Source organism: Streptomyces sp. SID12488 (assembly GCF_010548275.1).
Taxonomy (GTDB): domain Bacteria; phylum Actinomycetota; class Actinomycetes; order Streptomycetales; family Streptomycetaceae; genus Streptomyces.
In genome coordinates this window covers 127,394-154,253 of sequence record NZ_JAAGLT010000019.1, presented here as the reverse complement: position 1 = coordinate 154,253, position 26,860 = coordinate 127,394, and the positions used below count along the sequence as shown (strand labels likewise).

The following is a 26,860-nucleotide window of genomic DNA, read 5'->3' as shown; positions in this document are numbered from 1 at the left end:
GAGTGAACCGGGCTGAATGATCTGGTCGGCTTCGCCGGAGCCTCGTTCGCCGAATACTTTTCTCCCCTGGACAAAAAATGTGTTCGGTGAGACGGTGGAGCCATGCTGGACGTCACCGTGATCGAGGACCCGGCGGCTGCCGCCGTCTCGCTGGACCCCATACGGGGCCGGCTGCTCGCCGAGCTGGCCGCCGGGCCCGCGTCGGCCGCCATGCTGGCCGGCAAGGTCGGACTGCCCCGGCAGAAGGTGAACTACCACCTCAAGGCGCTGGAGCGGCACGGCCTGGTCGAGCTGGCCGGGGAGCGCCGCAAGGGCAACGTCACCGAGCGTCTGATGCGGGCGACCGCCGCGTCGTACGTCATCTCACCGCTTGCACTGGCCGCCGTACAGCCCGATCCCGACCGTTTCCGGGACCAGCTCTCCGCGCGCTGGCTGCTGGCGGTCGGGGCGCGGTTGGTGCGAGACGTCGGCACGCTGATCACCGGCGCCACCCGGGCCCGTAAGCGGCTCGCCACCTACGCGCTCGACGGCGAGGTGCGGTTCGCCTCCGCCGGCGACCGGGCCGCGTTCATCGAGGAGTTGACGGCGGGCGTCAGCGCGTTGCTGCGCAAGTACGACTCGCCCGGTGTCGAGGGCGGGCGCGATCACCGCATCGTCGTGGCCGTGCACCCGACGGTCAAACCTCAGCCCGGCGAACCGGCTTCGAGTACGGCGAGTACTGAAGCCATCACAAGCACCCCAGACATCACCGGCACCACGGGCACTACGGAAATCCAGGAGTGAGCGCCATGTCCAAGGAAGTTTCCAGGGAATTCGAGATCGCGCGTGAGTTCGAGGTCGACGCCAGTCCGGCGGAGGTCTGGGAGGCGATCACCACTGGGACCGGAGGCTATCTGTGGCCGATGGAGCCCCCTGAGCCGCGGGTCGGCGGCAAGGGGCCCTTCGGATCCAAGGTCATCGCCTGGGACCCGCCGCACCGCTACACCAACCGTGTCGAGGACGTCGAGGGCATCTCCGAGCAGACCCTCAACCAGCTCGACTACACCGTCGAACCGCGCGACGAGGGCCGCCGGGCGTGGGTGCGTTACGTGCACAGCGGCATCTTCGTCGACGACTGGGACAACCAGTACGACGGCGCCGCCCGGCACACCGACTTCTATCTGCACACTCTGCGCGAGTACCTGACCCACTTCGCGCCCCGCCCGGTCGCCTTCGCCACCTTCGACGGGCCCGAGGCGTCCAAGGCCGCCGACGCCCTGGCTGTCGTCGGGCGGGCGCTCGGGGTAGGGGAGGACGTGGCTGTCGGGGCGCGAGTGACGGTCCGGGGGCCCGACGAGTTCGAGGCGGTGGTCGACTTCCGCAACCCGTACTTCATCGGGCTGCGCACGGACCGGGGCCTCACCCGTTTCTTCGGGCGCAACCACTGGGGTTACCCGGTGGGTGTCTCCCTGCACGACTTCACGCCGGGTGCCGAGATCTCCGAGATCAAGGAGTGCGAGACCGCCTGGCAGGACTGGCTGAACGGCGTGTTCAGCCAGTCCTGAGCGGCCGTGTACGACTACCGGAACCAGCGGTCAGGGGTTACGGCTGGTACCGCAGCACCTGCGGGTCGTGGTCGCTGATCTGGTCGTTGAACTCCGAGTTGATGTGCACGGAGTCGTAGTCGAAGTTGCGGCCGCGCCTGATCGACGGGCTGATCAGGATCTGGTCCAGGACCTGGCTGTTGCCCTGGTAGTCGTAGGTGTAACGCTCGCGCTTCGGCAGCGACTTGATCGCCGACCACAGCGCGTGGCCGTTCTCCAGCAGCTTGGCGGTGCCGGAGAAATCGAAGTCGTTGATGTCGCCGAGCGTGATCACGTCCGCGTTCTTCTGGACCTTCAGGATGTCCTTGACGAACGTGTTCACCGCGGTCGCCTGGAGGTGACGCTGGGTCTCCGAGCTGCGCGCCGGCGGCTGGAACTGCGAGGTGAGACCCTGGTCGCCGCCCTTCGAGGCGAAGTGGTTGGCGATCAGGATGACGGTCTTGCCGCGGAAGACGAACTCGCCCGCGAGCGGCTTGCGGCTGTTCGTCCAGGCCGCGTTCGCCGGGTCTATTCGGCCCGGCGAGAGCGTCAGGGCCGCCTTGCCGTGGTCCTTGGTGACGCCGACGGCGGTCGTGGCGTCGCCGCCCGGCCGGTCGGTGAAGGAGACCCGCGCCGGGTTGAACAGGAACACCTGACGGATGTTGCCGCCGGGCTCGCCGCCGTCCGCGAGGTCGACCGGGTTGATGGAGCGCCAGTCGTACGCCGGGCCGCCCGCCGCCACGATCGCGTCGATCAGCTTCTTGACCGTCTTGTCGGCGGCGACCGTACCGTCCTTCGTCGCGCCGTTGTTGTCCTGGATCTCCTCCAGGGACAGGATGTCGGGCGACTGCAGGTTGTTCACGATCGCGGCGGCGTGCGCGGCGAAGGTGCCGTCCGACGGGTCGAGGTTCTCGACGTTGTACGTCGCCACCGCGAGCTCGTTCCGCGACTGCTTGCGGGTCGTCTCGCGCTTGAGGCCGCCCTGCTTCAGGGTGCCGAGCTCGTTGGCGACGAGCGTGTAGCCACCGAACTGGTTGTAGTCCAGCGGGCCGGTCGTGGCGCCCTTGAGGCTGTCGCCGACGTTCGCGGTCGGGAAGTCGGCGACCGCGCCCAGGGACTGGATCTGGAGCCGGCCGGTGTTCTGCGAGGTGTACGCGTTGTACACCGTGCCGCCACGCCGGTTGTCGTTCTCGTTCGGCTTCACCGTGACCCACAGCTCGGTGTACGGGTCGGTGGCGGTGACCACGCGGGCGTTCTTGACCTGGACGTTCATGCCCTCGAGGGACTCGTAGTAGTCCAGGGCGTACTTCTTGGGTCGCAGCGTCAGCGCGTTGACCGAACCGCTCGCGGCGGTGTCGCCGGCCGGGGTGTAGGCGGCCGGTACGGACCGGGCGTCGACGACGACCGGGGCCGGGACCGCGTTACCGCTGGAGACGACGGTGATCGTCGGCTTGACGATCTCCGTCACCGTCTGGTTGCCGGTCGAGGTGCCGCCGGGCACGAACTCCGAGACGGTGCCGGTGACGGTGACCGAGTCGCCGACCGCGACGGTCGGCTTGGTGCTGGTGAAGACGAAGACGCCCTCGCTGGTGGCCGGGTCGGCGTCCGGGGCCGTGTCCTGGATCCAGAAACCGCGCGACGAACCGTAGGTACGGACGCCGGTGACGATTCCCGCCACGTCCGTGACCTTCTGGCCCGCGAGCGGGGACAGGCGCGTGGTGCCCTGGATGTCATGAATGTGCACTGTGTCGGCGTGTGCGGCCGACGGGACCACGACCATGGTGGCGACCGTGGAACAGACAGCGGCGACAGTGAGCGCGGCAAGACGCGCAGAAGACTTGCTCGGCAACGGGATCCCTCCGGGGACAAACATGGGTGCCGGGACGAAAGTGATAAGGGTGGTGCCATGGGGGGAACGCGACCCGCTGGGCGACTGGCGACGCGCGTAGACATCCGGTGAACACTCGGCACGGAAGGCTCCGCGCCGAAGGTTCGGCACCAGGCGATCGGCAGTGAACGCCCGGCTTGGGAGAACAGTGAACACGATGGAGCACGGTGGAAGGCGAGGGGATGCGGTGAATCGGCGTCCCCTCCACTTCTACGCGCGTCAATCTCCTGCCTGGTCAGGCCACTTGTCAAGGTTTCAGCCATCTGTCGCCCCTGACAGGTACATGAACCGGGTGGCATGGTGCCAAATCCGTCTAGGCTGAGCGGTTGAGTCGTACGGCCTTCAACGCAACGTCGTACGGTCGTCAGACGCCGTCGTCGGACTCCGGACGCTTACCGGGTGCCGCCGTACGGCCTTTCGGGCGCCTGAGGAGAAAACAGCCGATGTCAGACAGCTCCCCCCTGCCGCCGGTGCGACTGCACTCCGAAGCGGAGTTGGCGCGGGACGCGCTCGCCGCCCCGCTGGTCTCCCGCGCCGCCCGCCTCGCCCGCTGGGCCGGTCCGGACACCCGGGTCGAGACCGGGGGCGTACTCGTCGAGGAGCAACTCCCGGCGGCGGCTCGGGCGCTGGGGCTGATCGACGGCGACGGCGACGGCGCGGGCGTGGGTGACGTGAATGCGGGTGACGTGAGTGTCGAGGACGCGCTCGCCTACGCCAGTGAGGCCTGGCGGATCGCTGTGGACACCGGGCTCGTCGAGGTCGTCGACGAGGACGAGGGCACTGTCACGGTGGGCGAGGATCTGGCCCTGCTCACCTCCGGGGCGCCGCACGAGGTGCTCGGGGTGTGGCTCGGGGCGCTGGAGACCGTCCTCGCCGACGCGAGCGTGCCCGACCTCGACGACCTCGTCGACTCCATGGGCGAGAGCGGCGAGGTCGACTTCTCCCGGCTGGACTGGGACCCCGACGCGGAGGCCGACTTCCTCGACGGTGTGCTCGCCAACCTGTACCTGCTGAGCGTCAGTGAGGGCGGCCCCGCCGACATCCCGGTACCGCTGCCGGCGCTGGCCGCGTCCATGGTCGTACCGAGCGACATGGGCGAGCCCACCAACGACGTCCTGGAGCAGGTCTCGGACATGATGATGCGCCTCGACGACCAGTTCAGGCTGCTCGAACCCGTCGGGCTCGTCGCCTACCGGCCCGTCGACGAGGCGCTCATGGCGGACACCGACGACCCCGCCGAGAAAGGTGCGCCGACGGGCGACGAGACCGACGTCTCCCGCTACGGCATGGTGCGGCTCACCCCGCTCGGCCTGTACGGCGTACGGGCGCGGCTGCTGGAGTCCGGTTTCGAGGCGCCGGCCGTCGGAGACCTCGCCGACAAGGGCGCGGACGCACTGCTCGACGGTATGGCGGCCTTCCCCGCGACCGCCGCGCGGGCCGAGACCGAACAGTGGCTGACGCGCCGCGAACCCCTCGCCGCAGCAAGGGAGTTGCTGGCGGCGGCCCGGGGTGGTGACGCCGGAGCGCCACTGCGGCGGCTGCACTGCCAGCAGGCCCTGTCCCTCGTCGGCGGCGAGGCCGAGCCCGCGCTGCGCGAGGTCCTCGACGACGCCGAACTGGGCGGCCTCGCCCGTGTCTGGCTCAGCGAGTACGGCGCGCCGGACGTGCCGGCCCCGTCCGAGGCGATGGTGTTCTGGCTGACCATCGACACGGTGGCCGCCCAGCTGGCGGCCGAGGGCAACTCGGCGGAACTGCGCGGACTGGTCGAGGGACTCGCGCAGCAGCACGGCGGCTTCTTCGAGGCGGCCTGGCGCGTGGACCATCCGGCGACGCCGGACGTGCTGGAGGCGATGGGACGGCTGCACCCGGACAAGCGGGTGGCCAAGGAGGCGCGGAAGGCTGCGTTCAAGGCGCGGTCGCAGCAAGGGGGGTGAGCGGTGCGGATTCCGTAGGGGTGCTGCGGGTCGGCTCCCGGCTGCGGGTGCGTTGTGGCTGGTCGCGCAGTTCCCCGCGCCCCTTCGGTGCTGCCCCTTCGGGGCAGCAGCCTCGAGGCAGCGGCCTTGGGGGCGGGGTGATTTGGCTGAAGCGGGGTCCGTGAAGTCGCTCCCCGTTCAACTTGTGTTCAGGCGGGGGCGGGACGGTGGCGGCGAACCGAGTGCGCCGCCCTCCACTGCCTTGGCACGCCCCCCGTCACAGGAGACATCATGTCGCTCACCCGCAGGGACTTCGGCAGACAGTCCGCCATCACCTCGGCCGGGGTCGCGCTGTCCGGCACCGTCGGCGCCCTCGCCACCGCGCCGAACGCCCTCGCGTCCACCGAGACCGGGGACGCGGCCGGGGAGGCGACGGACCGGCACGGGCACCACGGAGTCGGCTACGGCCCGCTCCTGCCCGACCCCAAGGGGCTGCTGGCACTCCCCGCCGGATTCTCGTACCGCGTGATCACCCACAGTGGGAAGACCAAACTGGACTCCGGCGAGATCACCCCGTCCAACCATGACGGCACTGCCGCATTCGCGGGCCCGCGCGGCACCACCCTCCTGGTCAACAACCACGAGCTGAAGGGCCCGCGGGCCGACTGGACGTACCCGGTGCCGCTCACCGAGGGTCTCGTCTACGACCCCGCCGCGTCCGGCGGCTGCACGGTCGTCGAGGTGCGCCCCGACGGTCGCGTCGCCGAGTGGGTGGGCATCGCGGGCACCTCCACCAACTGCGCGGGCGGCAGCACCCCTTGGGGTACCTGGCTCACCTGCGAGGAGAACTCCGACCGCGCCGGCGTCAACGGCATGACCAAGGACCACGGTTACGTCTTCGAGGTCGACCCCAGCGACAAGCGCGCCAACCGGAACCCCAAGCCCCTGAAGTTCTTCGGGCGTTACAACCACGAGGCCGTCGTCATCGACCCCAAGCGGGGCGACGCCTACCTCACCGAGGACGCCGCGTCCCCCAACGGCCTCCTCTACCGCTGGACCCCGCCGCAGCACTGCCACCACGGCCACGGCAACTTCCGCACCCTCTCCGACACTGCGGGCACCCTCCAGGCGCCCAAGTGCTTCGACTCCGCGGGCAAGTTCGTCGACGACCTCTCCCGCGCCACGAAGATCGGCACGGTGTACGGCGTCGACTGGGTCGACGTACCCGACCGCGACGCCAAAACCGTCGACGTGCGCAAGCAGTTCGGCGCCGGGGAGATCACCCGGGCCCGCAAGCTCGAAGGCATGTGGTGGGGCGACGGCGGCACCTACCTCGTCTCCTCGTACGCCCGCTCCGAGAGCCCCGTCCAGCACGACGGCCAGGTCTGGTTCTACGACCCCAAGCGCCGCACCCTCACCCTGAAGGTCCTGCTGGGCGTGAACCCCGACCCGTCGGCCGACGGCGCCTTCGACGGCCCCGACAACATCACCGTCTCCCCGTACGGCGGCCTGGTCATCGCCGAGGACGGCGAAGGCGTCCAGCACCTGTTCGGCGCGACGGACAGCGGGCGCACCTACCCGATCGCCCGCAACGAACTCAACGCCGGCACCGAAGAGGCGCCCGAATACAGCGAGTTCACCGGCGTGACCTTCTCACCCGACGGGAAGACGCTGTACGCGAACATTCAGACGCCGGGGATCATGCTGGCGATCACGGGACCCTGGAAGAGGCAGAAGCGCGGCTGATTAATTGGGTCGCTCGTCCCGCGGTACGCCTCCTAGAGTGATGAACGTCCAGGTGCGAAGGCAGGACCTACTTCCACTCATAATGGGGCGGCCGCGGGTTCGAGTCCCGTCACCGGTACAACACGCCGGTGTAGCTCAGGGGTTAGAGCGCCTACGTCGGTTCCGCCGGCTTCGATCTCTGGACACCCAGAACTTCATGCACCTCCCGGTGCGCGATTCGATCTCGGGAGGCGCAGCAAATGGTGGGTGCCCGGTGCGAAGGCAGCGGATACTTCGGGAACTGGTGGGGGTAACTCCTCATGCGGGTTCGAATCCCGTCATCGACCTCGGGTCGGTGTGGCGGAACGGAAGACGCGCCAGTTTATAAGCGACCGTCGCCGATTTCGACCTCGGGCACCCTCCATTTGCTGCGCCTCCCTCCATAAAACCGTTCCACGCACGAAGTGCTGGCGAATGGGGGGAAATTCATCATGGCGCGATTCAACACCAAGGCCGCCAAGGCGCAGCCCACCTCGCGGGTCACCTCGACGGGGCGAGTGCTCCGTACGTACCAGGGTGGCCGCGGCCGTGAGCGGGACGAGCGCTCGGAACTGTTCCTGCTGTCGATCGCCAACTTCGTCGCGCAGAAGACCTTCTACGAGAGCGGCGAGGACCGGGACGACCGGTTCGCCGCGCTCGTACGCCGGCTCGCCGTCACCGACCCGGCGTGGACGGCCGGCCTGCTCGGCTGGCTGCGCGGCGAGGGCAACCTCCGTACGGCCGCCATCGTGGGTGCCGCCGAGTACGTGAAGGCGCGCCTCGACGCGAACGCCACCGACGGCCCCACCAACCGCCAGGTCATCGACTCCGTACTGCGCCGCCCGGACGAGCCCGGCGAACTGCTCGCCTACTGGACCTCCCGGTACGGCCGAAACGTGCCCAAGCCCGTCAAGCGTGGCATCGCCGACGCCGTACGACGGCTCTACAGCGGCAAGTCGCTGCTGAAGTACGACACCGCGTCCAAGGGCTACCGCTTCGGCGACATCCTCAACCTCGTGCACGCGGCGCCGGACCCGGACAAGCCGTGGCAGGGCGAGCTGTTCCAGTACGCGCTGGACCGGCGCCACAACCCGGACACGGCCGTCGTCCCCAAGTCGCTGCCCGTGCTCGCCGCACACCGTGACCTGATGGCGCTGCGGCCGGCCAAGCGGCGCAAGGTCGTGACCGGAGCGCGCGGCGCCGAGCGGCTCGCGGACGCGGGGATCACCTGGGAGGCGCTGGCGGGCTGGCTGCAGGGGCCGATGGACAAGGCGGCCTGGGAGGCGGTGATTCCGTCCATGGGCGCGATGGCACTGGTGCGCAACCTGCGGAACTTCGACGAGGCGGGGGTGAGTGACGAGGTCGCGGTGCGGGTCGCAACGAAGATCAGCGACCCGGCCGAGGTCGCGCGCTCGCGACAGTTCCCCTTCCGGTACCTCGCCGCCTACCGGCACGCGCCCTCGCTGCGCTGGTCGTACCCGCTGGAGCAGGCGCTCGGGCACTCGCTGGCCAATGTGCCGGCCCTGGGCGGGCGGACGCTCGTCCTCGTCGACCGCTCGGGCTCGATGTTCTACTCCCGGCTGTCCGACCGTTCGGAACTCAGCCGGGCCGACGCGGCGGCGATCTTCGGCTCGGCGCTCGCACTGCGGGCGGCGGACGCGGATCTGGTCGAGTTCGGTACGTCGAGCAACCGGGTGCCGTTCCGCGAGGGCGAGTCGGTGCTGAAGATCCTGGACCGCTTCGGCGACCTGGGCGGCACCGACACCACCGAGGCGGTCCGGCGCCACTACCGCGGGCACGACCGGGTCCTGATCGTCACGGACGAGCAGTACACGCACAGCGTGCACGGCGACCCGACCGAGCAGGTGCCGGCCGACGTACCGGTCTACACCTGGAACCTCGCCGGTTACCGGGCGGGCCACGGCCCGTCGGGCACGGGCAACCGGCACACGTTCGGCGGTCTCTCGGACGCGGCCTTCCGGATGATTCCGCTGCTGGAGGGTGCGCTCGACTCGGACTGGCCGTGGGCAGGCTGAGCTGATCAGAGTCGAGCCGAGTCGAGTGAGATGAGTGGGGTGTGGCCCGTACTTCGGTGCGGGCCACACTTTTGTCCGCGCGCTCAGCGCACCCTTGTGCGCCCGCCTCTCTGACATCTAACATTTCAGTTGTGGAAGCGATACGACCCGTCCCCCGGACCCTGCTCAGGGATCGCGCGTACGAAGCGATCCGCGACGCCATCGTCTCCGGCGAGATCGAACCCGGTGCGGTGGTGCGTGATGCCGAGCTCGCCGAGCGGCTCGGGCTGTCCCGGGCGCCGGTGCGGGAGGCGTTCGCGCGGCTTGTCGACGAGGGGCTGCTGGAGAGCAAGCCCCAGAGCTACACGAAGGTGACGCCGGTCGTGGCCGCCGACGTGCGGGACGCGGCGGCCGTGGTCGGGGCCATGCATGAGCTGGTCACCCGGGTCGCCGTACCCCGGCTGTTCGCCGCGGACGTGGAGGCGATGCGCACGGCCAACGAGCGGTTCGCGGCGGCCGTCCGGGCCGGTGACGTGGAGTCCGCCCTGCGCGCCGACGACCAACTGCACGACGTCCTCGTCCGGGTCAGCGGCAATCGCGCGGCTGCCGCCACCGCCGCGCGCTACACACCGCTCATCCGCCGGCTGGAGCGACGACGCTTCAGCGAGGGCGGCAACTGTCGTTCGGCAGGCCTGCACGAGCGGCTCCTCGATGCCTGCGCGGCCGGAGACGTGGACGAGGCGGTCCGTGTCACCGCGGAGATCTGGCGTGGGCTCGCCGAGCTTGCCGACAGCGACTGATCCCGACCCACGGAGGACCCATGTCCCTTGACTCGTACGAGCGTTACCCCCTCCTCTTCGGGCCCTCGCCCGTGCACCCCCTGGAGCGGCTCACCGCGCATCTCGGCGGTGCCGCCCTCTGGGCCAAGCGGGAGGACTGCAACTCCGGTGTCGCGTACGGCGGCAACAAGACCCGCAAGCTGGAGTACCTCGTCGCCGACGCGCTCGCCCAGGGCTGCGACACGCTCGTGTCGATCGGTGGTGTGCAGTCCAACCACACCCGTCAGGTCGCCGCCTGTGCCGCCCGCGCCGGGCTCAAGTGCGTTCTCGTGCAGGAGAGTTGGGTGGAGTGGCCCGACTCCGTCTACGACAAGGTCGGCAACATCCTGATCAGCCGGCTCGCCGGAGCCGATGTGCGGTTGGTGCGCGCCGGGTTCGGTATCGGGTTCAAGGAGAGCTGGGAACTGGCGCTGCGGGAGGTGGAGGAAGGGGGCGGTAAGCCGTACGCGATTCCGGCGGGCGCCTCCGACCATCCGCTCGGCGGCCTCGGGTTCGCCGGTTGGGCGTACGAAGTCGCCCAGCAGGAAAGGGAGTTGGGGGTCTTCTTCGACACCGTGGTGGTGTGCTCGGTGACCGGGTCGACCCAGGCCGGCATGGTCGCCGGGTTCGCGGCGCTGGAGGAGACGGGCGGCCGTGCGCGGCGCGTGCTCGGCATCGACGCGTCGGCGGCGCCCGCCCGGACGAAGGAACAGATCGCGCGGATCGCCCACAACACCGGCCAACTCATCGGGGTAAAAAGGGAGTTGACGCAGGCGGACGTCGAGCTGGACGAGCGCTACCACGCGGGCACGTACGGGATCCCCGACGACGCCACCCTGGACGCGATGCGGCTCGCCGCCCGTACGGAGGGGATGGTCACCGATCCCGTGTACGAGGGGAAGTCGATGGCCGGGATGGTCGATCTGGTGGCGCGGGGCGAGATCGGGCGGGACTCCACCGTGCTGTACGCGCACCTGGGCGGGCAGCCCGCGCTGAACGCGTACAGCGCGCTGTTCTAGGCCTGCGGGTTCGGGAAGAGTGGTTCCGGTGCGGTGAAGGCGAGTTCCGCGAAGCGTTCGCCTATGCGGCGGTGGGTGGCTGCGTCCGGGTGGAGCTGGTCGGGCAGGGGGAGTTCGGCGAAGTCGGACTCCCCGTACAGGGCGCGGCCGTCGAGGTGATGGAGGTTCGGATCGTCCGCCGACCGCTGCTTCACGATGCGGGACAGTTCCTCCCGGATGACGTTGAGCGTCAGTTTGCCCGCGGCGCGTTCGGCGGGGTCGCCCATGGGCTGGAAGCGCACTTCACCGGCACCGATCGTGGAGAGATCCAGGGCGGTGGGGCCCGGGGTGTCCTCGTGCATCGGGCAGTAGAGGGGCGAGACGAGCAGGAGCGGTGCGGTCGGGTGGCCCTCGCGGATGGTGTCGAGGAAGCCGTGGACGGCCGGGCCGAAGGCGCGCAGACGCATCAGATCGGTGTTGACCAGGTTGATGCCGATCTTGACGCTGATCAGGTCGGCGGGGGTGTCGCGCATCGCGCGGGCGGTGAACGGGTCGAGCAGGGCGCTGCCGGCCAGGCCCAGGTTGATCAGTTCCACGCCGCCGAGGGCCGCGGCGAGGGCGGGCCAGATGACGGTGGGGCTCGCGGCGTCGGAGCCGTGGCTGATCGAACTGCCGTGGTGCAGCCAGACCTTGCGGCCACGGTCGCCTGCGGGTACCGGTTCGACGGGGGCGTCGGTGCGCAGGGCGACGAGCTCGGTGGTCTCGTTGTGGGGGAGCCAGATCTCGATGCTCTTCATGTGGTCCGGCAGGCCCGTGAAGCGGACGGTGCCGGGCGGGCCGGGTTCGTGCGTGGCGGTGCCGGCGGTCATGTCGACGGTCAGTGTGCTGCCGCCCCCGGTCACCGTGGACTGGGCGGTCAGTCGGCCGTCGACGAGGAGGTCGTACACGCCGTCCGGGCGGGGTGGGGCGCCCACATAGACCCGTCTGGTGGGCAGCGCGTCCAGCTCGACGGAGGTCGCCCGGGTGCGGAAGACCAGCCGTACGCCGGAGGGCTGGGATTCCGCCGCGGCGAGCTGGGGGTCCGTGCACTGGGCGCGGGCCCGGGCGGGCAGGCGGTGGGGGAGTACGCCGTGCGGGGTGTGTTCCAGGTCGAGGGCTCCGCGTACGAGGTCCGCGGTGATGTGCGTGGTGATGTGCGGGGTCGTCCACTCGGGCTCGGTGCGCATGTCAGTCCTCGGCCTGTCGGTCAACGGGTGGGCAGGGTCGGCCAGTTGCGCAGCAGGGCGTCGAGGGCGTCCAGGATCCGGGTCCAGCTCTCCTCCGAGTCGGGGGCGCTGTGACTGAAGCCGCCTGACGATTCCAGGCTGGTGTAACCGTGGAAGACGCTGCCCAGAAGACGGACCGCGTGCGTCTGGTCGGGCTCCGTCAGCTCGTAGCCCCGCAGGATGGCCCGCGTCATCTGGGCGTGGCGGACGCCCGCACTGGCGGCTGCCGTCTCGGGGTCGAGCCTCATCCGGGTGGCGGCGGCGCGGCCGGGGTGTTCCCGGCCGTAGTCGCGGTAGACGTTCGCGAAGGCGGTCAGGGCGTCCTTGCCTGCCCGTCCAGCCACGGCGTCGGCGGCCCGGTCGGCGAGTTCCTCCAGGGAGAGCAGGGCGATCCTGGTCCTGAGGTCATGGGTGTTCTTGACGTGCGAGTACAGACTCGCGACCTTGACGTCGAACCGCCGGGCGAGCTCCGAGGCGGTCACCTGGTCGAAGCCGACCTCGTCGGCGAGTTCCGCTCCGGCTCTGGTCAGGCGATCCGCGGTGAGTCCGACGCGTGCCATGACCCTCCTCCTGTTTGGCTAAGGCGAATATAGATTTGCCTAAAGGATTTAGGCAAATTAGCCTGCCGTTATGGAGCCGCTGACTGAGCAAGAGATCCGTGCCGCGTTCGTGAACTGCACCAAGGGCGAGGCGCAGCGCCTGTCCGTGCCGCGTGACCTGGCCGACCGGCCCTGGGAGGACCTGGACTACCTGGGCTGGCGCGACGCCCAGGCCCCTGACCGCGCCTACCTCGTCACCGAGCTGGACGGCCGTGTGACCGGCCTCGCGCTGCGCAGTTCCGCGCCCGCCTTCGGGCAGACCCGGCGCAGCATGTGCTCGATGTGCCTGACGTCCCACACCGGAGGCGTGGCCCTGATGGTCGCGCCGAAGGCGGGGAAGTCCGGGAAACAGGGCAACTCGGTGGGCGCGTACATATGCGGCGACCTCTGCTGCTCGCTGTATGTGCGGGGCAGGAAGGACGCGGGCGCCGGTTCACGCCTCCACGAGACGATCACTCTGGAGGAGAAGATCCGGCGGACCGTGGGGAACGTCGCCGCGTTCGTCGCCAAGGTGACGGCTTGACGGTGGAACGGGGTGACGGGGTAGCGGTGTTGCTCCACGGTCCGCTTCGGTGGGTGGGCTCGGGTGGCTCGGTGGGGGTCGTGCGGCTGTGCGTGGTTACAGCGTCTGGGCGGCCGGCTTCACCATTCCCCTGACCGTGCGGGACTTGACGAAGTCGCCGATCGCCGTCATCTCCCACTCGCCCGAGAACTGCTTGATCATCTTCGCCATCATCACGCCCGTCTGCGGTTCGGCGCTGGTCAGGTCGAAGCGGACCAGTTCCTCGCCCGTCGCCGCGTCCAGGAGTCGGCAGTACGCCTTCGCCACCTCGGTGAACTTCTGCCCGGAGAAGGAGTTGACCGTGAAGACCAGACCGGTGACCTCCTGGGGGAGACGGCCCAGGTCGACCACGATGACCTCGTCGTCGCCCCCGCCCTCGCCCGTGAGGTTGTCGCCGGAGTGCTTGATCGCGCCGTTCACGATGGAGAGCTTGCCGAAGTAGCAGCTGTCGATGTGGTTGCGCTGCGGGCCGTACGCGATGACCGAGGCGTCCAGGTCGATGTCCTTGCCCCGGTACGCCGGCTCCCAGCCGAGACCCATCTTGACCTGGGAGAGCAGCGGCCGGCCGCCCTTGACCAGGGAGACTGTCTGGTTCTTCTGGAGGCTTACGCGGCCCTTGTCGAGGTTGATCTTTCCGGCGCCGAGGGTCGGGGCGGGGGGAGCCGGGGGTGCGGCGGCGGGGGGAGCGGAGAACGACCCGACCGGGGCGGGCGGTGCCGCCGGGGGCGCGGGGGGCTGGACCGGGGTCGGCTGCGCGGCCGGTGTCGCGGCCGGTGCCGGTGTCGGTTCCTCCACGCTCACGCCGAAGTCCGTGGCGATGCCGGACAGGCCGTTCGCGTAGCCCTGGCCCACCGCGCGGGCCTTCCAGGCGCCGTTGCGGACGTAGACCTCGACGATGACCAGGGCCGTTTCCGAACCGAGCTGGGGCGGGGTGAACGTCGCCAGTACGGAGTTGTCGTCCGCGTTGCGGATCGTGGCCGTCGGTTCGATGCCCTGGAAGGTCTGGCCCGCGGCGTCCGGGCTCGCCGTGACGACGATCTTCTCGATGCCCGGGGGGACGGCGGCGGTGTCGACCGTGATCGAGTCGGGGGTGGTGCCGCCGCCGGAGCGGTATGTCACACCCGGGCCGGTCGGCTGGTTGTAGAAGATGAAGTCGTCGTCGGAGCGCACTTTGCCGTCGGCGGTGAGCAGCAGGCTCGATACGTCGAGCCGCACCGGGGCAGCGACGTCCACCGTCACTCGGGCGACGGGGAGAGGGATGTTCGAGCCGGGGGTCATAGCTGTCATGACCGGAGAACGAGCGGACCCGCTTTGCCGTTCCCTTACCTTGCGGTGAATTGGTTCAGTGCCGGTTGCGGGGGTGATTGCGGGCCGTTCGCTCGTTGCCGCGCTTGTAATTGCCGGTCCAGCGGGCCATGACCAGCTGGGGGTCGCCGGATTCCACTTCCGCGAGGAACTCGGTGGCTCTCGGGCCGCGGAGGGTGGTGGCGGGGTGGGTGCCGTGTGTGATCTTGACTGTGCCGTCGGGGTGGTGGGTGTAGGCGAAGCCGGTGGGGCGGGGCATGGGGGGATGGTAGGCGGGTGGGGTGGGTTCCGCCCAAGGGTTTTCGCCCCCGCCGCCCCTACCCGTCCCATCCCTGGGGGCTGCCGCCCCCAGACCCCCGCTTCGGCCCTGAAGGGGCCTCGTCCTCAAACGCCGGACGGGCTGGAGGGGGCCGGTCGGTACCGAGAAGGTGAACTACGGCACCACAACTATCTTTCGGCCCATCCCTGCGGCGAACTGGTCCAGGGCCTGGGGGTACTGGGCCAGTGGCAGGCGGTCGCTGATGAAGATCTCCGGGTCCAGGACACCCGCCGCGAACAGCTCCGCCGCCCGTTCGAAGCTGTGCAGTACCGCCATCGAACCCGTGATGGTGATCTCCTGGTTGTAGATGCGGTACGGGTCGATCGTGACCCGGGTCGCGTAGTCCGCCACGCCGAACTGGAGGAACGTGCCCGCCTTCGCGACTCGGTCCAGGCCGTCCTGGATCGCCGCCGCGTTGCCCGTCGCGTCCACCACCACGTCCCAGCCCTGCGGACGCTCCAGTTCGTCCGCGCTCGTCGCCGACCCCGTCACCCCGAGCAACTGGGCCGTCGACAGGCGCTGCGCGTTGATGTCCACCACGTCGACACTCGCCGCGCCTGTCCGCTTGGCCAGCTCCAGCATCATCAGGCCCATCGTTCCCGAGCCGTAGATCAGGACGTGGGCGCCCAGGCGGGACTGGAGCACGTCGTACCCCCGTACCGCGCACGACAGCGGCTCCACCAGCGCCGCGTCCTGGGTGCGGATGTGGTCCGGCAGACGTACGCAGTTCGCGACCGGGGCCACCGCGTACTGTGCCGCGCCGCCCGCCGTGGTCACGCCGATCGCCGCCCAGCGTTCGCAGAGGTTGTTGTGGCCCGTGCGGCAGTAGCGGCACTCGTGGCAGTAGAGGGAGGGGTCCACGGCCACGCGGTCGCCTGTCGCCAGTTCCGTGACCGCCGTACCCACGCCCACCACCTCGCCCGCGAACTCGTGCCCCGGCACGATCGGCAACGTGGGGGCGAACTCACCCTGGAGGATGTGCAGGTCGGTGCCGCACAGGCCGCAGGCCGCGACCTCGACGACGACCTCTCGGGGGCCGGGTGTCGGGTCCGGGACCTCCACGACGACGGCCTTGCCGGCGGACTCGATGACGGCTGCCTTCACTTCACGGCTCCCAGTGACAGGCCCTGGACCAGTTTGTCCTGGGCGGCGAATCCCGCGGCGAGCACCGGCAGGGAGATGACGAGCGACGCGGCGCACACCTTCGCCAGGAACAGGCCCTGGCTGGTGATGAAGCCGGTCAGGAAGACGGGAGCCGTCTCCGCGACCACACCCGTCAGCACTCGCGCGAACAGCAGCTCGTTCCAGCTGAAGATGAAGCAGATCAGGGCCGTTGCCGCGATGCCGGGGAGCGCGATCGGGGCGATCACCCGGGCCAGGATCGTCGGCAGCCTCGCGCCGTCGATCTGGGCCGCCTCGATGATCGCCACCGGGACCTCGGAGAGGAACGACTGCATCATCCACACCGCGATCGGCAGGTTCATGGAGGTGTAGAGGATGACCAGCAGCCAGATGTTGTCCAGCATGCCCGTGTTCTTCGCGAACAGGTAGATCGGGAGCAGGCCCGCCACCACCGGCAGCATCTTCGTCGACAGGAAGAAGAACAGGACGTCCGTCCACTTCTTCACCGGGCGGATGGAGAGGGCGTACGCCGCCGGGAAGGCCAGCAGCAGGACGCACAGGGTCGACACCAACGACGCCACCGTCGAGTTGATCAGGGACGGCCAGGGGCTCGCGCCGCCTCCCGTGCCGAAGAACTCGCGGTAGCCGTCGAGGGTCAGCGCGGCGCCGAAGGACGGGGGATTGGTCGCCGCGTTCTCCTCCGAGTGGAAGGACGTCAGGGCCATCCACGCGATCGGGAGGAAGAAGAGGATGCCCGCCAGCCAGGCCAGCAGACCCAGGCCCGCTCCTCGGGTCCGGCGGGGATGCACGCGTACTGCCGTTTCTGCCGTGGCGCTCATGCTCGGGACGCCTCCTCGCGGAACAGGGACGAGACCACGCGCAGGGCGAAGGTCGCGATGATGATCGAGCCGATGACCACCAGGACGCCGGCGGCGGAGGCCAGACCGTTCTCATGGGCCTGGTAGAAGCTCTGGTAGACGGTGTAGGGGAGGTTCGCCGTGCCCAGGCCGCCCGACGTGATCGTGAAGACCGCGTCGAAGTTCTGGACGATGTAGATCGAGCCCAGCAACGCGCCGAGTTCGAGGTAGCGGCGCAGGTGGGGGAGCGTCAGATACCGGAAGATCTGCCAGTCGCTCGCGCCGTCCACCCGGGCGGCCTCCATCTGCTGCTGGTCGCGGCTCTGCAGTCCCGCCAGCAGGATCAGCATCATGAACGGCGTCCACTGCCAGACCAGCGAGGCCTCCACCGCGAGCAGCGGGGTGTTGGAGATCCAGTCCGGCTGGGGGCCTCCCACGTAGTGCAACAGGCCGTTGAACAGGCCGTATTCGGGGTTGTAGAGCACGTGCTTCCAGAGGAGGGCCGCCGCCACCGGGACCACCAGGAAGGGGGCGATGAGGAGGGTGCGGACGATGCCCCTGCCCCGGAACCTGCGGTCCAGGAGGAGCGCCAGGGCCAGGCCCAGGACCAGGCTGGCCAGCACCACCGCCGCCGTGAGCAGGACCGTCGTCCATACGGAGTGACGCAGGTCGGCGTCGGTCAGGACCTCCGTGTAGTTGGCGAAGCCCGTGAAGCGGCGGGCGTTCGGGTAGAGCGCGTTCCAGTCGAAGAACGAGATCACCAGTGTGGCCACGAACGGGAGTTGGGTCACGGCGATCATGAAGATCAGGGCGGGGAGCAGCGGGGCCCGGGTGGCCCAGGCGCGCATGCGGTTCGAGGGGCGCTTCTCGGCGCGGACGGATGGTGCGGCGGCTGTCGTGGTCGCGGTCATCGGCCCTCGTACTCCTCGGAGATCTCCTCTGCCAGCTTCTGGGACTTCCTCAGGGCCGACTCGACGGACTGACGTCCGGCGATGGCCGCGCTGATCTCCTGCGAGACCCTGGTACCGAGATCGGTGAACTCGGGGATGCCGACGAACTGGATGCCGGGTGCCGGGCGCGGCTGTACTCCGGGGTCGTCCGGGCGGGCGCCCTCGATGGCCTCCTTCGTCATCTCCTGGAAGGCGGCGGCCTCTTGGCGGTAGGCGGGGTTCTCGTACGTCGACGCGCGTTTGCCCGCCGGGACGTTGGACCAGCCGATCTCGTCGCCGACCAGTTGCTCGTACTGCTTGCTCGACGCCCAGGACACGAACTTCCAGGCGTCGTCGGGGTTGCGGGAGGCCTTCTGGATGCCCCAGGCCCAGGTGTAGAGCCAGCCGGAGGACTCCGTCTTCTCGACGGGGGCGGGTACGTAGCCGATCTTGCCCTTGACCGGGGAGTTCGCCGACTCCAGGGAGCCGGCCGCGGACGTGGCGTCGTACCACATGGCGACCTTGCCCTGGGTGATGTTGTTGAGGCACTCGGCGAAGCCCGACTGGGGGGCGCCGGACTCGCCGTGGTCGCGGACCAGGTCGACGTAGAACGTCACGGCCCGCTGCCATTCGGGGGAGTCGAGCCTTGCCTTCCAGTTCTTGTCGAACCAGGTGCCGCCGAAGGTGTTCACCACGGTGGTGAGCGGCGCCATGACCTCGCCCCAGCCCGGTAGTCCGCGCAGACAGATGCCCTTCATGCCCGGCTCGGCGCCGTCGGCCTTCGCCGCCAGGTCGGCGACCTGGGTCCAGGTGGGGTGCGGGGGCATGGTGAGGCCCTTCGCGTCGAACACGTCCTTGCGGTACATCAGGAAGGACGACTCGCCGTAGAAGGGCTGGCCGTACAGCTTCCCGTCGTCGCCGGTGAGGGACACGCGCATCGGGGTGAGGACGTCCTGTTCGTCGTACGAGCCGTCCTTCGCGACGTACGTGTTCATCTCGTGCAGCCAGCCGTTGCGGGCGTAGATCGGTATCTCGTAGTTGGAGAGGGTCGCCACGTCGTACTGGCCCGCCTGGTTGGCGAAGTCCTGGCTGATCTTGTCGCGGACGTCGTTCTCGGGCAGGACGGTGAAGTTGACCTTGATGCCGGTCTCCTTGGTGAAGTGGGCCGCGGTGAGCTTCTGCAGCTCGACCATCTGCGGGTTGTTCACCATCAGGACGTTGACGGCGTCGCCGCCGGAACCGGACCCGCCCGCTCCGGCCCAGCAGCCGGAGAGCAGCGGGGCGAGCAGCGTCCCTGCGGCGGCCAGGGCGAGTGTGGCTCGCGGCCTCCGTCGGCTCGGGGTTCGCATGGATCGCTCCTGGAGGTATGGGGGCATAACGGGCGTGCGTGGGGTGTGGGGGTGCCGGTAGGGGGTGCGAGGTGGGTGAGGCGGGTGGGTTGGGGTCTCGGTTTCGGTCTCGGATTCGGTCTCGGTCTCGGTCTCAGACTCGGATGACCTGTGGGCCGCGCAGCGAGTAGCGGTGTGCTTCCGCCGTGGGCAGCAGGGTGCTCGTGACGATCGTGTCCAGGTCGCCGATGTCGGCGAACCGGCAGAAGCTGACCGCCCCGAACTTGGTGTGCACGCCCGCGAACACCGTGTGACGCGAGGCCCGGATCGCCTGTGCCTTGACCTCGCTGACGGCGGGGTCGGGCGTGGTCAGGCCGTGTTCGCGGGAGATGCCGTTGGCGCCGATGTAGGCCAGGTCGAGGACGAAGCCGGCCAGCATCTTCGTCGTCCAGTGGTCGACCGTCGCGAGGGTGCCGGGGCGGACCCGGCCGCCGAGCAGCAGGACCGAGGTGTTCTCGGCCTCGGCGAGCGTGCCCGCGACGGGCAGGGACGCGGTGACCACGGTCAGCGGCCGGTCCCTGGGCAGTGCCTCGGCGATGAGCTGTGGGGTGAAACCCTCGTCGACGAAGACCGTCTCGGCGTCCCCGAGCAGTTCCGCCGCCGCGGCGGCGATCCGGCGCTTCTCGGGCACATGGCTGGTGGCGCGGAAGGCGAGCGTCGTCTCGAAACCGGCGCTCTCCACGGGATAGGCGCCGCCGTGGGTGCGGCGGACCAGGCCGTGGTCCTCCAGGGCGCGCAGATCGCGCCGTACGGTCTCCTTGGCCACGCCCAGATCAGCGGCGAGCGTGGTCACGTCGACCGAGCCGGTGGCGCGGGCGGCGCGCACGATGTGCCGCTGGCGGTCTTCGGCGGTGTTGGCCATGTCGTCGCCCGCTTCCTGCCGCGTTGCCCGTTCGGGCCCTGTGGGGCAAGTTCTACAGCGGGCGCGGGATGGTGACCAGGTCTGTTACGGGGGTGATAGTGCCCGGGTGTGCCCGTTCGGGCCTGTCGGGGTTCGGGTGGGACCTACGAGCTCGGTGGGTGCTGTCGGGTGGTGGCCGCGGGCACGATGTGGCTGGTCGCGCAGTTCCCCGCGCCCCTGGAAGGGCGCTGCCGCGCCCATTCCAGGGGCGCGGCAGCGGGGTCTTCGTGTGCCCGAACAGGGTGGCGGGCGGCCCGTTCGGTGCCCGCCCGCCTCCGAAGTGCGCTCAGTACGGCCAGATCGGCGGGTCGTTCACGAAGTGGCCGCCCAGGTGGGCGTGGGCCACGTTCTCCGGGTCGAGGTCGCCCTGCTCGGCGATCAGCTTCTCGGCGTACGGCTCGGAGTCGTCCTGCGGTGCGTAGCCGAGCGCCCGCGCGGTGCTCAGGTCCCACCACAGGCGTGTGTTGGCGGAGGAGCCGTAGACGACGGTGTGGCCGACCTCCTCGGCGGTCAGGGCCGCGTGGAGGAGGCGGGCGCCGTCGGCGGGGCTCATCCACAGCGAAAGCATGCGCACGCTGGTCGGCTCGGGGAAGCAGGAGCCGATGCGGACGGAGACGGTCTCCAGGCCGTGCCTGTCCCAGTAGAGCTGGGCGAGGTCCTCGCCGAAGGACTTGGAGAGGCCGTAGAAGGTGTCCGGGCGGCGCGGGGTGTCGACCGGGATCAGGGGATCGGCGCCCTGGGGGCGGGGGGTGAAGCCCACCGCGTGGTTCGAGGAGGCGAAGACGATGCGTCCCACCCCCTCCTGGCGGGCCGCCTCGTACAGGTTGTACGTGCCCTCGATGTTCGCCCTGAGGATCTTCTCGAAAGACGATTCCAGCGAGATGCCGGCGAGATGGATGACCGCGTCGACGCCCCGCACGGCCTCGCGCAGCGCCGCGCTGTCGGTGAGGTCCGCGGTGATCGCGTCGGGTTCGCCCTCGATGGGGAGCAGGTCGAACAGGCGCAGTTCGTAGCCGTAGGACGGGAGCAGGTCCCGCATCAGGGTGCCGAGTCCGCCGGCGGCGCCGGTGAGCAGAACGGTGCGGGGAGCGGGCATCCTCGGGTCTCCTTGGGGCTCCTGGACGGGTCTCTTGAGAGGAAAGTCGCATGTGTGTACGGCATTCACATTCATGGACACGCTATGGAGGGGTGACCGGTGTCGTCAAGTGTGACGCAGAGCTGCGGATTCTGCCCCGTAGTTGGCTGCCGGTCGGCTTGACCCGCCCCGTGGAGGGCCCTTAGCGTGAAAGTGTTCAGAAATGTAGACGCTAATCAGAAGCGTGCACGAGTGCATGCCAGGGAGAGCCCGTGACGCCAGCCCCTCTCACCGCCGCCCTTGCCGCCCGGCTCACCGTCCCGAGCGGTCCGCTGTTCTTCCCGGTCACCGCGTACGGCCCCGACGGCTCGCTCGACCTCGACGTCTTCCGCACGCATGTGCGCCAGGGCGTGGATGCGGGGGCCGCGGCCGTCTTCGCGTGCTGCGGCACCGGGGAGTTCCACGCGCTGACGCCCGAGGAGTTCCAGGACTGCGTACGGGCGGCGGTGGAGGAGACGGCCGGGCGCGTGCCCGTCGTCGCGGGCGCCGGATACGGCACCGCGCTCGCCGTGCGCTACGCGCGTCTCGCCGAGGAGGCCGGGGCCGACGGGCTGCTCGCCATGCCGCCGTATCTGGTCGTGGCCGGGCAGGAGGGGCTGCTGCGCCACTACCGGGAGCTCGCTGCGGCCACCGCTCTGCCGGTCATCGTCTACCAGCGCGACAACGCCGTGTTCACGCCCGAGACCGTCGTCGGGCTGGCGCGCACCGAGGGGATCATCGGGCTCAAGGACGGGCTCGGCGACCTGGACCTGATGCAGCGGATCGTGAGCGCCGTACGCTCCGAGCATCCCGGCGACTTCCTGTACTTCAACGGGCTGCCGACCGCCGAGCTGACCGGGCTCGCCTACCGGGGCATCGGCGTGACCCTCTACTCGTCGGCCGTCTTCTGCTTCGCGCCCGAGATCGCGCTCGCCTTCCACAAGGCGCTCAACACCGGTGACGACGTGACCGCGAACCGGCTCCTGGACGGCTTCTACCGGCCGTTCGTCGAGCTGCGGGCGCAGGGGCGCGGGTACGCCGTCTCGCTCGTCAAGGCCGGCGTACGGCACGCGGGGCTCGACGTCGGGGAGGTCCGGCCGCCGCTGCACGAGCCGACCGAGGACCATGTCAAGCAGCTCGTGCGGCTCGTCGAGCGCGGCCACGCGCTGCTGGACGCCGAGCCCGAGTCCGCGGTTGTTGTCGGTTCCGAGTTCGGGGAGAGCGTGTGAAGGCGTCCGCGTTCGTCTATCCCTGGGACGTCAACGGCGACCCCTACGCCGCCCGCCGGATCGCCGCGCTCGGCGTGGAACAGGTGACCCTCGCCTCCGCGTACCACTCCACGCGCGCGTTGACCCCCCGTCACCCGCGTCACCGCATCGTCACCGCCGAGCACGCGGCCGTGCTGTACCCCACCGACCCCACGGACGGGCGCTGGGCGGGCCGCGAACTGCGCCCGTACGCCGCCGGGGCCTGGGCCCCCGGGGACGCGTACGGAGAGGCCGCCGGCGCCCTCGCCGAGGCGGGCCTCGACGTGCACACCTGGGTCGTCCTCGCGCACAACTCCCGCCTGGGTGCCGACCGTCCGGACACCTCAGTGGTCAACGCCTACGGGGACCGTTACCCGTGGGCGCCCTGCATCGCGCAGCCCGCCACGCGCGCGTACCTCGTCGATCTCGCCGTCGAGGCCGCCGTACGGCCCGGGGCGCGCGGTACGGAACTGGAGTCCCTCGGCTGGTACGGGCTCGCGCATCTGCACGCCCACGACAAGACCGGCGCCATCGGTCTCGGCGAGGCCGGCCAGTATCTGATGGCCCTGTGCTTCTGCCCGTCCTGCCGGGCCGGGTACGGCGGCCAGGGTCTCGACCCCGACGAGCTGGCGGCGGCCGTACGCGCCGCGCTGGAGCCGCTCTGGCGGGGCGAGCCGGATCACGGGGGCTGGGCCGGGGTCGAGAAGTCCCTCGGTGACGAGAAGGCGGCCCGCGCGTGCGCGTGGCGCGAGGAAACGGCACGCACGCTCCAGGAGGCGGCCGTCGCGGCCGTGCGGGCGGCGGCCCCGGCCGGCTTCCAGGTACTGCTGCACGCCGACCCCGTCTCGTACCACGTCGGCGCCAACGCGGGTGTGGACCCCGCGCACATCCTGTCCGTCGCGGACGGTGTGGTCGTGCCGTGCGCGGGCGGGGCGGGCCTGCTGACGCCGTTCGCGGAGGTGGAGCGGAAGGGGGGTGTCCTGGCCGCCAACTTCGTCGTGGTCTCGGGGATGGGCGGCAGGCCGGGCACCCTCGCGGCGGACGCGGAGCGCGCGGCCGGGCTCGGGGCCACCGAACTGCGGCTCTATCACGCCGGGTTGGCGTCGGACGCCGACCTGGACTCCGTACGGGACGCGCTGGCCCGGCGCTGAGACAGCGGGAGCGCGGTCAGCAGCAGAGCGAGGGCGCAGCCGACGAGAAGCACCTGGTGGCCGACGGGTTCGATCAGCGCCGCGCCCACGGCCAGCCCGATCGCCGTGGGCGCGAACAACAGGGTGTTGGCGGTCGCGGCGGTACGGCCGAGCATTTCCTGCGGGGTCTCCCGCTGTACGGCGGTGAGGCCCGCGATCAGGACGCACGGCAGGCCCGTCCCGGCGGCCACGGCGGAGCCGAGGACCGCGAGGTCGGCCGGGACCGCCCGCAGGGCCATGGCGGCGCCGGTCAGGGCGATGCCGTACGCCGCGAACCCGCGCTCTCCGAGACGGCGCAGCAGCGGGCCCGAGGCCAGGCCGACCGCCACCGAGCCGACGCCCTGGAGGACGTACAGCGGACCGGCGTACGCGGGTGAGTGGCCGAGCCCCTCGATGACGGCGTAGAGGGTGGCGGCGCTCAGGCCCGACAGGAGCATCGTCGTGCCGCCCGCCAGGACGAGCGGGCGCAGCCGTTCGTGCCGCCACAGGTAGGCGGCGCCCTCTGCGGTCCGGGTGCGCCAGCTGGTCTTCGGGGGCGGCGGGGGGCTCTCGTGGACGCGCAGACAGGCGTACAGGAGCGTGGCGAGGACGAACGTGACGGCGTCCAGGAGGGCCACGAACGGGCCGCCGTACGCCGCGTAGAGGCCGGCGCCGGCCAGCGGGGCGATCAGTTTCATGCTCTCGTTCGCCGTCATGCGCAGGCCGTTGAAGTCGCCCAGAAGAGACTTGTCGACAGCCGAGGCGATGAGTGCAGCCTCGGCCGCGTCATGGACGACGCCCGCCGCGCCGTACACCAGCAGGACGGCGAAGAGGATCCACACGCGGCCCGCGGAGTCGACCGCGAACAGGGCAGGCAACAGTGCCGCCAGGGCCAGGTTCGTCCGGATCAGGAGCGGTTTTCGGCGGGTGCGGTCGGCGAGCGTGCCCAGCAGCGGACCCGCCAGGCTCGGCGCCCACATCGCGAACAGACAGAGCGCGGCCAGGCCGTCGGAGCCGGTGAGATCCTTGACCCAGATCCCGGACGCCAGCCACAGGGCCGACGTACCGAAGCCGGAGATCACGACCCCGGTGAGGTAGAGGCCGGCGTCGCGGTCCCGGAGGACGCGCATCGCGGACCGGTTTCGAGTCGTCATGCCTGGTCATCGTGGGGCTAAGGGGTGGGGGTCGGGATCGGTAAGGTGCCTTGGTTCGGCCCCCGCCCCCGCCGCGCCCCGACCGGGCCGGTACCGCCGATGGCCGATACCGCCGCGATCGGGGCGGTGGTGCGCTGCCGGCCGCCGCTCATCGGGGTGGGCCGGGACCCGTCCTCGATGAGCGGCGGCCCGGCCTCACTTCAGGTGTCGGCCGAAGAACCGGCTCCCGTCCTCAGCCTCGAACCACGGGGTACCGGTGTGTCCGCCCAGGTTGGCGTGCAGCGTCTTCTCCTTGCTGCCGAAGGCGTCGAACAGGTCCAGGGCCCGCTGCCTGGGGTTGCCTTCGTCGTCCCACTGCAGCAGGAACAGCAGCGGGATGGTGACCTGCCGGGCCTCCTCGCGCTGGGCGCGGGGCACGTAACCCCCGGCGAAGAAACCGGCGGCGACGATGCGCGGCTCGACCGCCGCCAGCCGGATGCCGAGGGCGGTCCAGCTCGTGTAGCCGACCGGGCCGCCGATCTCGGGCAGCGCAAGGAGGGCGTCCAGGGTGGTCCGCCATTCCGGGACCGCCTTTTCGACCAGCGGGCCGACGAGGGACTCGAAGATCTCGTCGACCGGCTCGCCGGCCTGCATTGCCCGGCGGAGGTCGGCTCGGGCCTGTTCGTCGGCGGCGGAACGGGGCCGGTCACCGCACCCGGGGGTGTCGATGGAGGCCACCGCGTAGCCGTGCGCCGCGGAGTGCCGGGCCCGGGCCACCAGCCGGGCTTCCCTCCTGGGCAGGCCGTTGTTGTGGGCCATCAGGATCAGCGGGGCCGGTGCGGCCCCGGAAGAGCCGGCAGAGTTGGGAGTCCACAGGGTGCCGGGGATGTCGCCGAGGGTGAATTCGCGTTCGAGGACGCCGTCGTCGAGACGCTGTTCGGAAGTGAATCGCATGGTCGTGCCTTTCGGGAGTGCGCGTGAACGGCGCTCCCGGACGACCTATCGCCCGACCGTGACCCCGGAGGAGAGCACCCATGTCGATACTGTGTTCACGGGTACCACCTCCTCGTTCTCTCGCACGGCCACCGGCAAGGTAGCAGTGGCCGCCGTGGCCCGCCAACGGGTTTTCACGGAGGCTCCGTGCCCGGACGCGATGAACGAGCGGGTAGGTGGAAAGAAGGGCGAGCAGCCCCGCGGGGAGCGCACCGCCCCGTACGCTCCCCGCATGCCCCTGAGCCTCACCGTCCTCGGCACCGCCTCTCCGCATCCGGAGCCGGGACGCCCCTGCTCCGGCTATCTGGTGCGCGGCGGCGGCGCGGAGGTGTGGGTGGACGCCGGGCCCGGAACGTTCGCTGAGTTGCAGAGGCACACCGATCCCGCACGGCTCACCGCGATCTGGATCTCCCATCTGCACGCCGATCACAACGCCGATCTGCTCGCCGCCGTGTACGGGTTCGCGTACGGCGGGCTGACCCCGCCGGCGCCGATCCCCGTCTACGCGCCGCGTGAGTGCGCGCGCCGGATCGCGGGGTTCTTCGGGCAGCCCAACCTCGGCTTCCTGAGCGGAATCCTCGACTTCAGGCCGCTGTACGACGGCCACACCGTCCGACACTGGAACCTGCGCCTCACGACCCGTGCCGTCTCCCACGGCATGGAGGCGTACGGACTGCGTGCCGAGTCGCAGGGGAAGGTTCTCGCGTACTCCGGGGACACCGGACCCTGTGACGCGCTAGGCGAACTCGCACGGGGCGCCGACCTGTTCCTGTGCGAGGCCGACATCGACCGGCATGGTGATGGCGATGGCGAACAGGTGCATCTGACGCCGGAGGACGCCGGCGCGTACGCGAAGGGGGCCGCTTCGCTGCTCGTCACGCACGTCGGGCCCACGCTCACTCCCGACGCGGCCACCGACCGTGCCGCCGCCGTCTTCGGCGGGCCCACCGACACCGCGTACGAAGGCACCACGAAGCTCATCTGACTCACGCGACGGCC

General features: G+C 70.3%; 24 protein-coding genes. 11 read left to right on the top strand and 13 right to left on the bottom strand.

Translation table 11 applies throughout. The features are described 5' to 3' along the window. Window positions 1-102: 102 nt before the first annotated feature. Both G3I56_RS26680 and G3I56_RS26675 read left to right on the top strand, forming a co-directional pair. Window positions 103-783 (top strand): winged helix-turn-helix domain-containing protein, encoded by a 681-nt coding sequence (locus G3I56_RS26680; protein ID WP_239135105.1) that lies wholly within the window; start codon window positions 103-105, stop codon window positions 781-783. Between the two features lie 5 nt (window positions 784-788). Then, complete coding sequence (locus tag G3I56_RS26675) at window positions 789-1,544, top strand: SRPBCC domain-containing protein (RefSeq protein WP_164413180.1); 756 nt, start codon at window positions 789-791, stop codon at window positions 1,542-1,544. Between the two features lie 37 nt (window positions 1,545-1,581). Here the strand turns inward: G3I56_RS26675 and G3I56_RS26670 are convergent, their stop codons facing one another. Further along, the gene (locus tag G3I56_RS26670) at window positions 1,582-3,411 is read right to left on the bottom strand and encodes an endonuclease/exonuclease/phosphatase family protein (protein WP_164413178.1); all 1,830 of its coding nucleotides are present in this window, start codon (window positions 3,409-3,411) and stop codon (window positions 1,582-1,584) included. Window positions 3,412-3,893: 482 nt separating this feature from the next. Here G3I56_RS26670 and G3I56_RS26665 point away from each other — a divergent pair, with 482 nt between their 5' ends. From G3I56_RS26665 to G3I56_RS26645, 5 genes are all read left to right on the top strand, one after another. Continuing rightward, window positions 3,894-5,384, top strand: coding sequence for a hypothetical protein (locus G3I56_RS26665; RefSeq protein ID WP_164413176.1), 1,491 nt, complete (start codon window positions 3,894-3,896; stop codon window positions 5,382-5,384). A gap of 270 nt (window positions 5,385-5,654) precedes the next feature. Further along, complete coding sequence (locus G3I56_RS26660; RefSeq protein WP_164413174.1) at window positions 5,655-7,109, top strand: alkaline phosphatase PhoX; 1,455 nt, start codon at window positions 5,655-5,657, stop codon at window positions 7,107-7,109. Window positions 7,110-7,579: 470 nt separating this feature from the next. Beyond that, a complete protein-coding gene (locus G3I56_RS26655; protein ID WP_164413172.1) occupies window positions 7,580-9,163 on the top strand; it encodes a TROVE domain-containing protein in 1,584 nt (527 codons plus the stop codon). 131 nt (window positions 9,164-9,294) lie between these two features. Beyond that, complete coding sequence (locus G3I56_RS26650) at window positions 9,295-9,942, top strand: GntR family transcriptional regulator (RefSeq protein ID WP_164413170.1); 648 nt, start codon at window positions 9,295-9,297, stop codon at window positions 9,940-9,942. Between the two features lie 20 nt (window positions 9,943-9,962). Beyond that, window positions 9,963-10,979, top strand: a complete 1,017-nt coding sequence (locus G3I56_RS26645; RefSeq protein WP_164413169.1) for a 1-aminocyclopropane-1-carboxylate deaminase — start codon at window positions 9,963-9,965, stop codon at window positions 10,977-10,979. Here the strand turns inward: G3I56_RS26645 and G3I56_RS26640 are convergent. Both G3I56_RS26640 and G3I56_RS26635 read right to left on the bottom strand, forming a co-directional pair. Continuing rightward, on the bottom strand, window positions 10,976-12,184 hold the full coding sequence (locus tag G3I56_RS26640; protein WP_164413167.1) for a GDSL-type esterase/lipase family protein: 1,209 nt from the start codon (window positions 12,182-12,184) through the stop codon (window positions 10,976-10,978). The genes G3I56_RS26645 and G3I56_RS26640 overlap by 4 nt on opposite strands. A 20-nt stretch (window positions 12,185-12,204) precedes the next feature. Next, window positions 12,205-12,783, bottom strand: a complete 579-nt coding sequence (locus tag G3I56_RS26635) for a TetR/AcrR family transcriptional regulator (RefSeq protein WP_164413165.1) — start codon at window positions 12,781-12,783, stop codon at window positions 12,205-12,207. A 70-nt stretch (window positions 12,784-12,853) separates the two neighbouring features. On the opposite strand from G3I56_RS26635, the gene G3I56_RS26630 reads away from it, so the two are divergent. Further along, a complete protein-coding gene (locus G3I56_RS26630) occupies window positions 12,854-13,345 on the top strand; it encodes an FBP domain-containing protein (RefSeq protein WP_164413163.1) in 492 nt (163 codons plus the stop codon). A 96-nt stretch (window positions 13,346-13,441) separates the two neighbouring features. Here the strand turns inward: G3I56_RS26630 and G3I56_RS26625 are convergent, their stop codons facing one another. From G3I56_RS26625 to G3I56_RS26590, 8 genes are all read right to left on the bottom strand, one after another. Beyond that, complete coding sequence (locus G3I56_RS26625) at window positions 13,442-14,662, bottom strand: TerD family protein (protein ID WP_164413247.1); 1,221 nt, start codon at window positions 14,660-14,662, stop codon at window positions 13,442-13,444. 64 nt (window positions 14,663-14,726) lie between these two features. Then, a complete protein-coding gene (locus G3I56_RS26620) occupies window positions 14,727-14,948 on the bottom strand; it encodes a hypothetical protein (protein WP_164413162.1) in 222 nt (73 codons plus the stop codon). 174 nt (window positions 14,949-15,122) lie between these two features. Next, entirely contained in the window at window positions 15,123-16,112 is a 990-nt protein-coding gene (locus G3I56_RS26615; protein WP_164413160.1) for a zinc-dependent alcohol dehydrogenase family protein, read from the bottom strand. Continuing rightward, a complete protein-coding gene (locus G3I56_RS26610; RefSeq protein WP_164413158.1) occupies window positions 16,109-16,969 on the bottom strand; it encodes a carbohydrate ABC transporter permease in 861 nt (286 codons plus the stop codon). Before G3I56_RS26610 ends, G3I56_RS26615 begins: the two co-directional genes overlap by 4 nt. Continuing rightward, entirely contained in the window at window positions 16,966-17,898 is a 933-nt protein-coding gene (locus tag G3I56_RS26605) for a sugar ABC transporter permease (protein WP_164413156.1), read from the bottom strand. Before G3I56_RS26605 ends, G3I56_RS26610 begins: the two co-directional genes overlap by 4 nt. Further along, window positions 17,895-19,265, bottom strand: a complete 1,371-nt coding sequence (locus tag G3I56_RS26600) for a sugar ABC transporter substrate-binding protein (protein WP_164413154.1) — start codon at window positions 19,263-19,265, stop codon at window positions 17,895-17,897. Before G3I56_RS26600 ends, G3I56_RS26605 begins: the two co-directional genes overlap by 4 nt. Before the next feature lie 133 nt (window positions 19,266-19,398). Continuing rightward, a complete protein-coding gene (locus tag G3I56_RS26595; protein WP_164413152.1) occupies window positions 19,399-20,166 on the bottom strand; it encodes a DeoR/GlpR family DNA-binding transcription regulator in 768 nt (255 codons plus the stop codon). Window positions 20,167-20,491: 325 nt separating this feature from the next. Further along, entirely contained in the window at window positions 20,492-21,301 is an 810-nt protein-coding gene (locus G3I56_RS26590) for an NAD(P)-dependent oxidoreductase (protein ID WP_164413150.1), read from the bottom strand. A 251-nt stretch (window positions 21,302-21,552) separates the two neighbouring features. Between G3I56_RS26590 and G3I56_RS26585 the strand changes: the two genes are divergently transcribed. Further along, entirely contained in the window at window positions 21,553-22,548 is a 996-nt protein-coding gene (locus tag G3I56_RS26585; RefSeq protein WP_164413148.1) for a 5-dehydro-4-deoxyglucarate dehydratase, read from the top strand. After that, window positions 22,545-23,717, top strand: a complete 1,173-nt coding sequence (locus G3I56_RS26580; RefSeq protein WP_164413146.1) for a hypothetical protein — start codon at window positions 22,545-22,547, stop codon at window positions 23,715-23,717. The genes G3I56_RS26585 and G3I56_RS26580 overlap by 4 nt, the downstream gene beginning before the upstream one ends. Here G3I56_RS26580 and G3I56_RS26575 read toward each other — a convergent pair. Next, window positions 23,654-24,889: an MFS transporter gene (locus G3I56_RS26575; RefSeq protein WP_164413145.1), complete on the bottom strand. Its 1,236-nt coding sequence runs from the start codon at window positions 24,887-24,889 to the stop codon at window positions 23,654-23,656. The genes G3I56_RS26580 and G3I56_RS26575 overlap by 64 nt on opposite strands. Before the next feature lie 195 nt (window positions 24,890-25,084). Further along, a complete protein-coding gene (locus G3I56_RS26570; protein ID WP_164413143.1) occupies window positions 25,085-25,822 on the bottom strand; it encodes an alpha/beta hydrolase in 738 nt (245 codons plus the stop codon). A 271-nt stretch (window positions 25,823-26,093) separates the two neighbouring features. On the opposite strand from G3I56_RS26570, the gene G3I56_RS26565 reads away from it, so the two are divergent. After that, window positions 26,094-26,846 carry an MBL fold metallo-hydrolase gene (locus tag G3I56_RS26565; protein ID WP_164413141.1) on the top strand — a complete coding sequence of 251 codons (753 nt, stop codon included), beginning with the start codon at window positions 26,094-26,096 and terminating at the stop codon, window positions 26,844-26,846. Window positions 26,847-26,860: the final 14 nt, after the last annotated feature.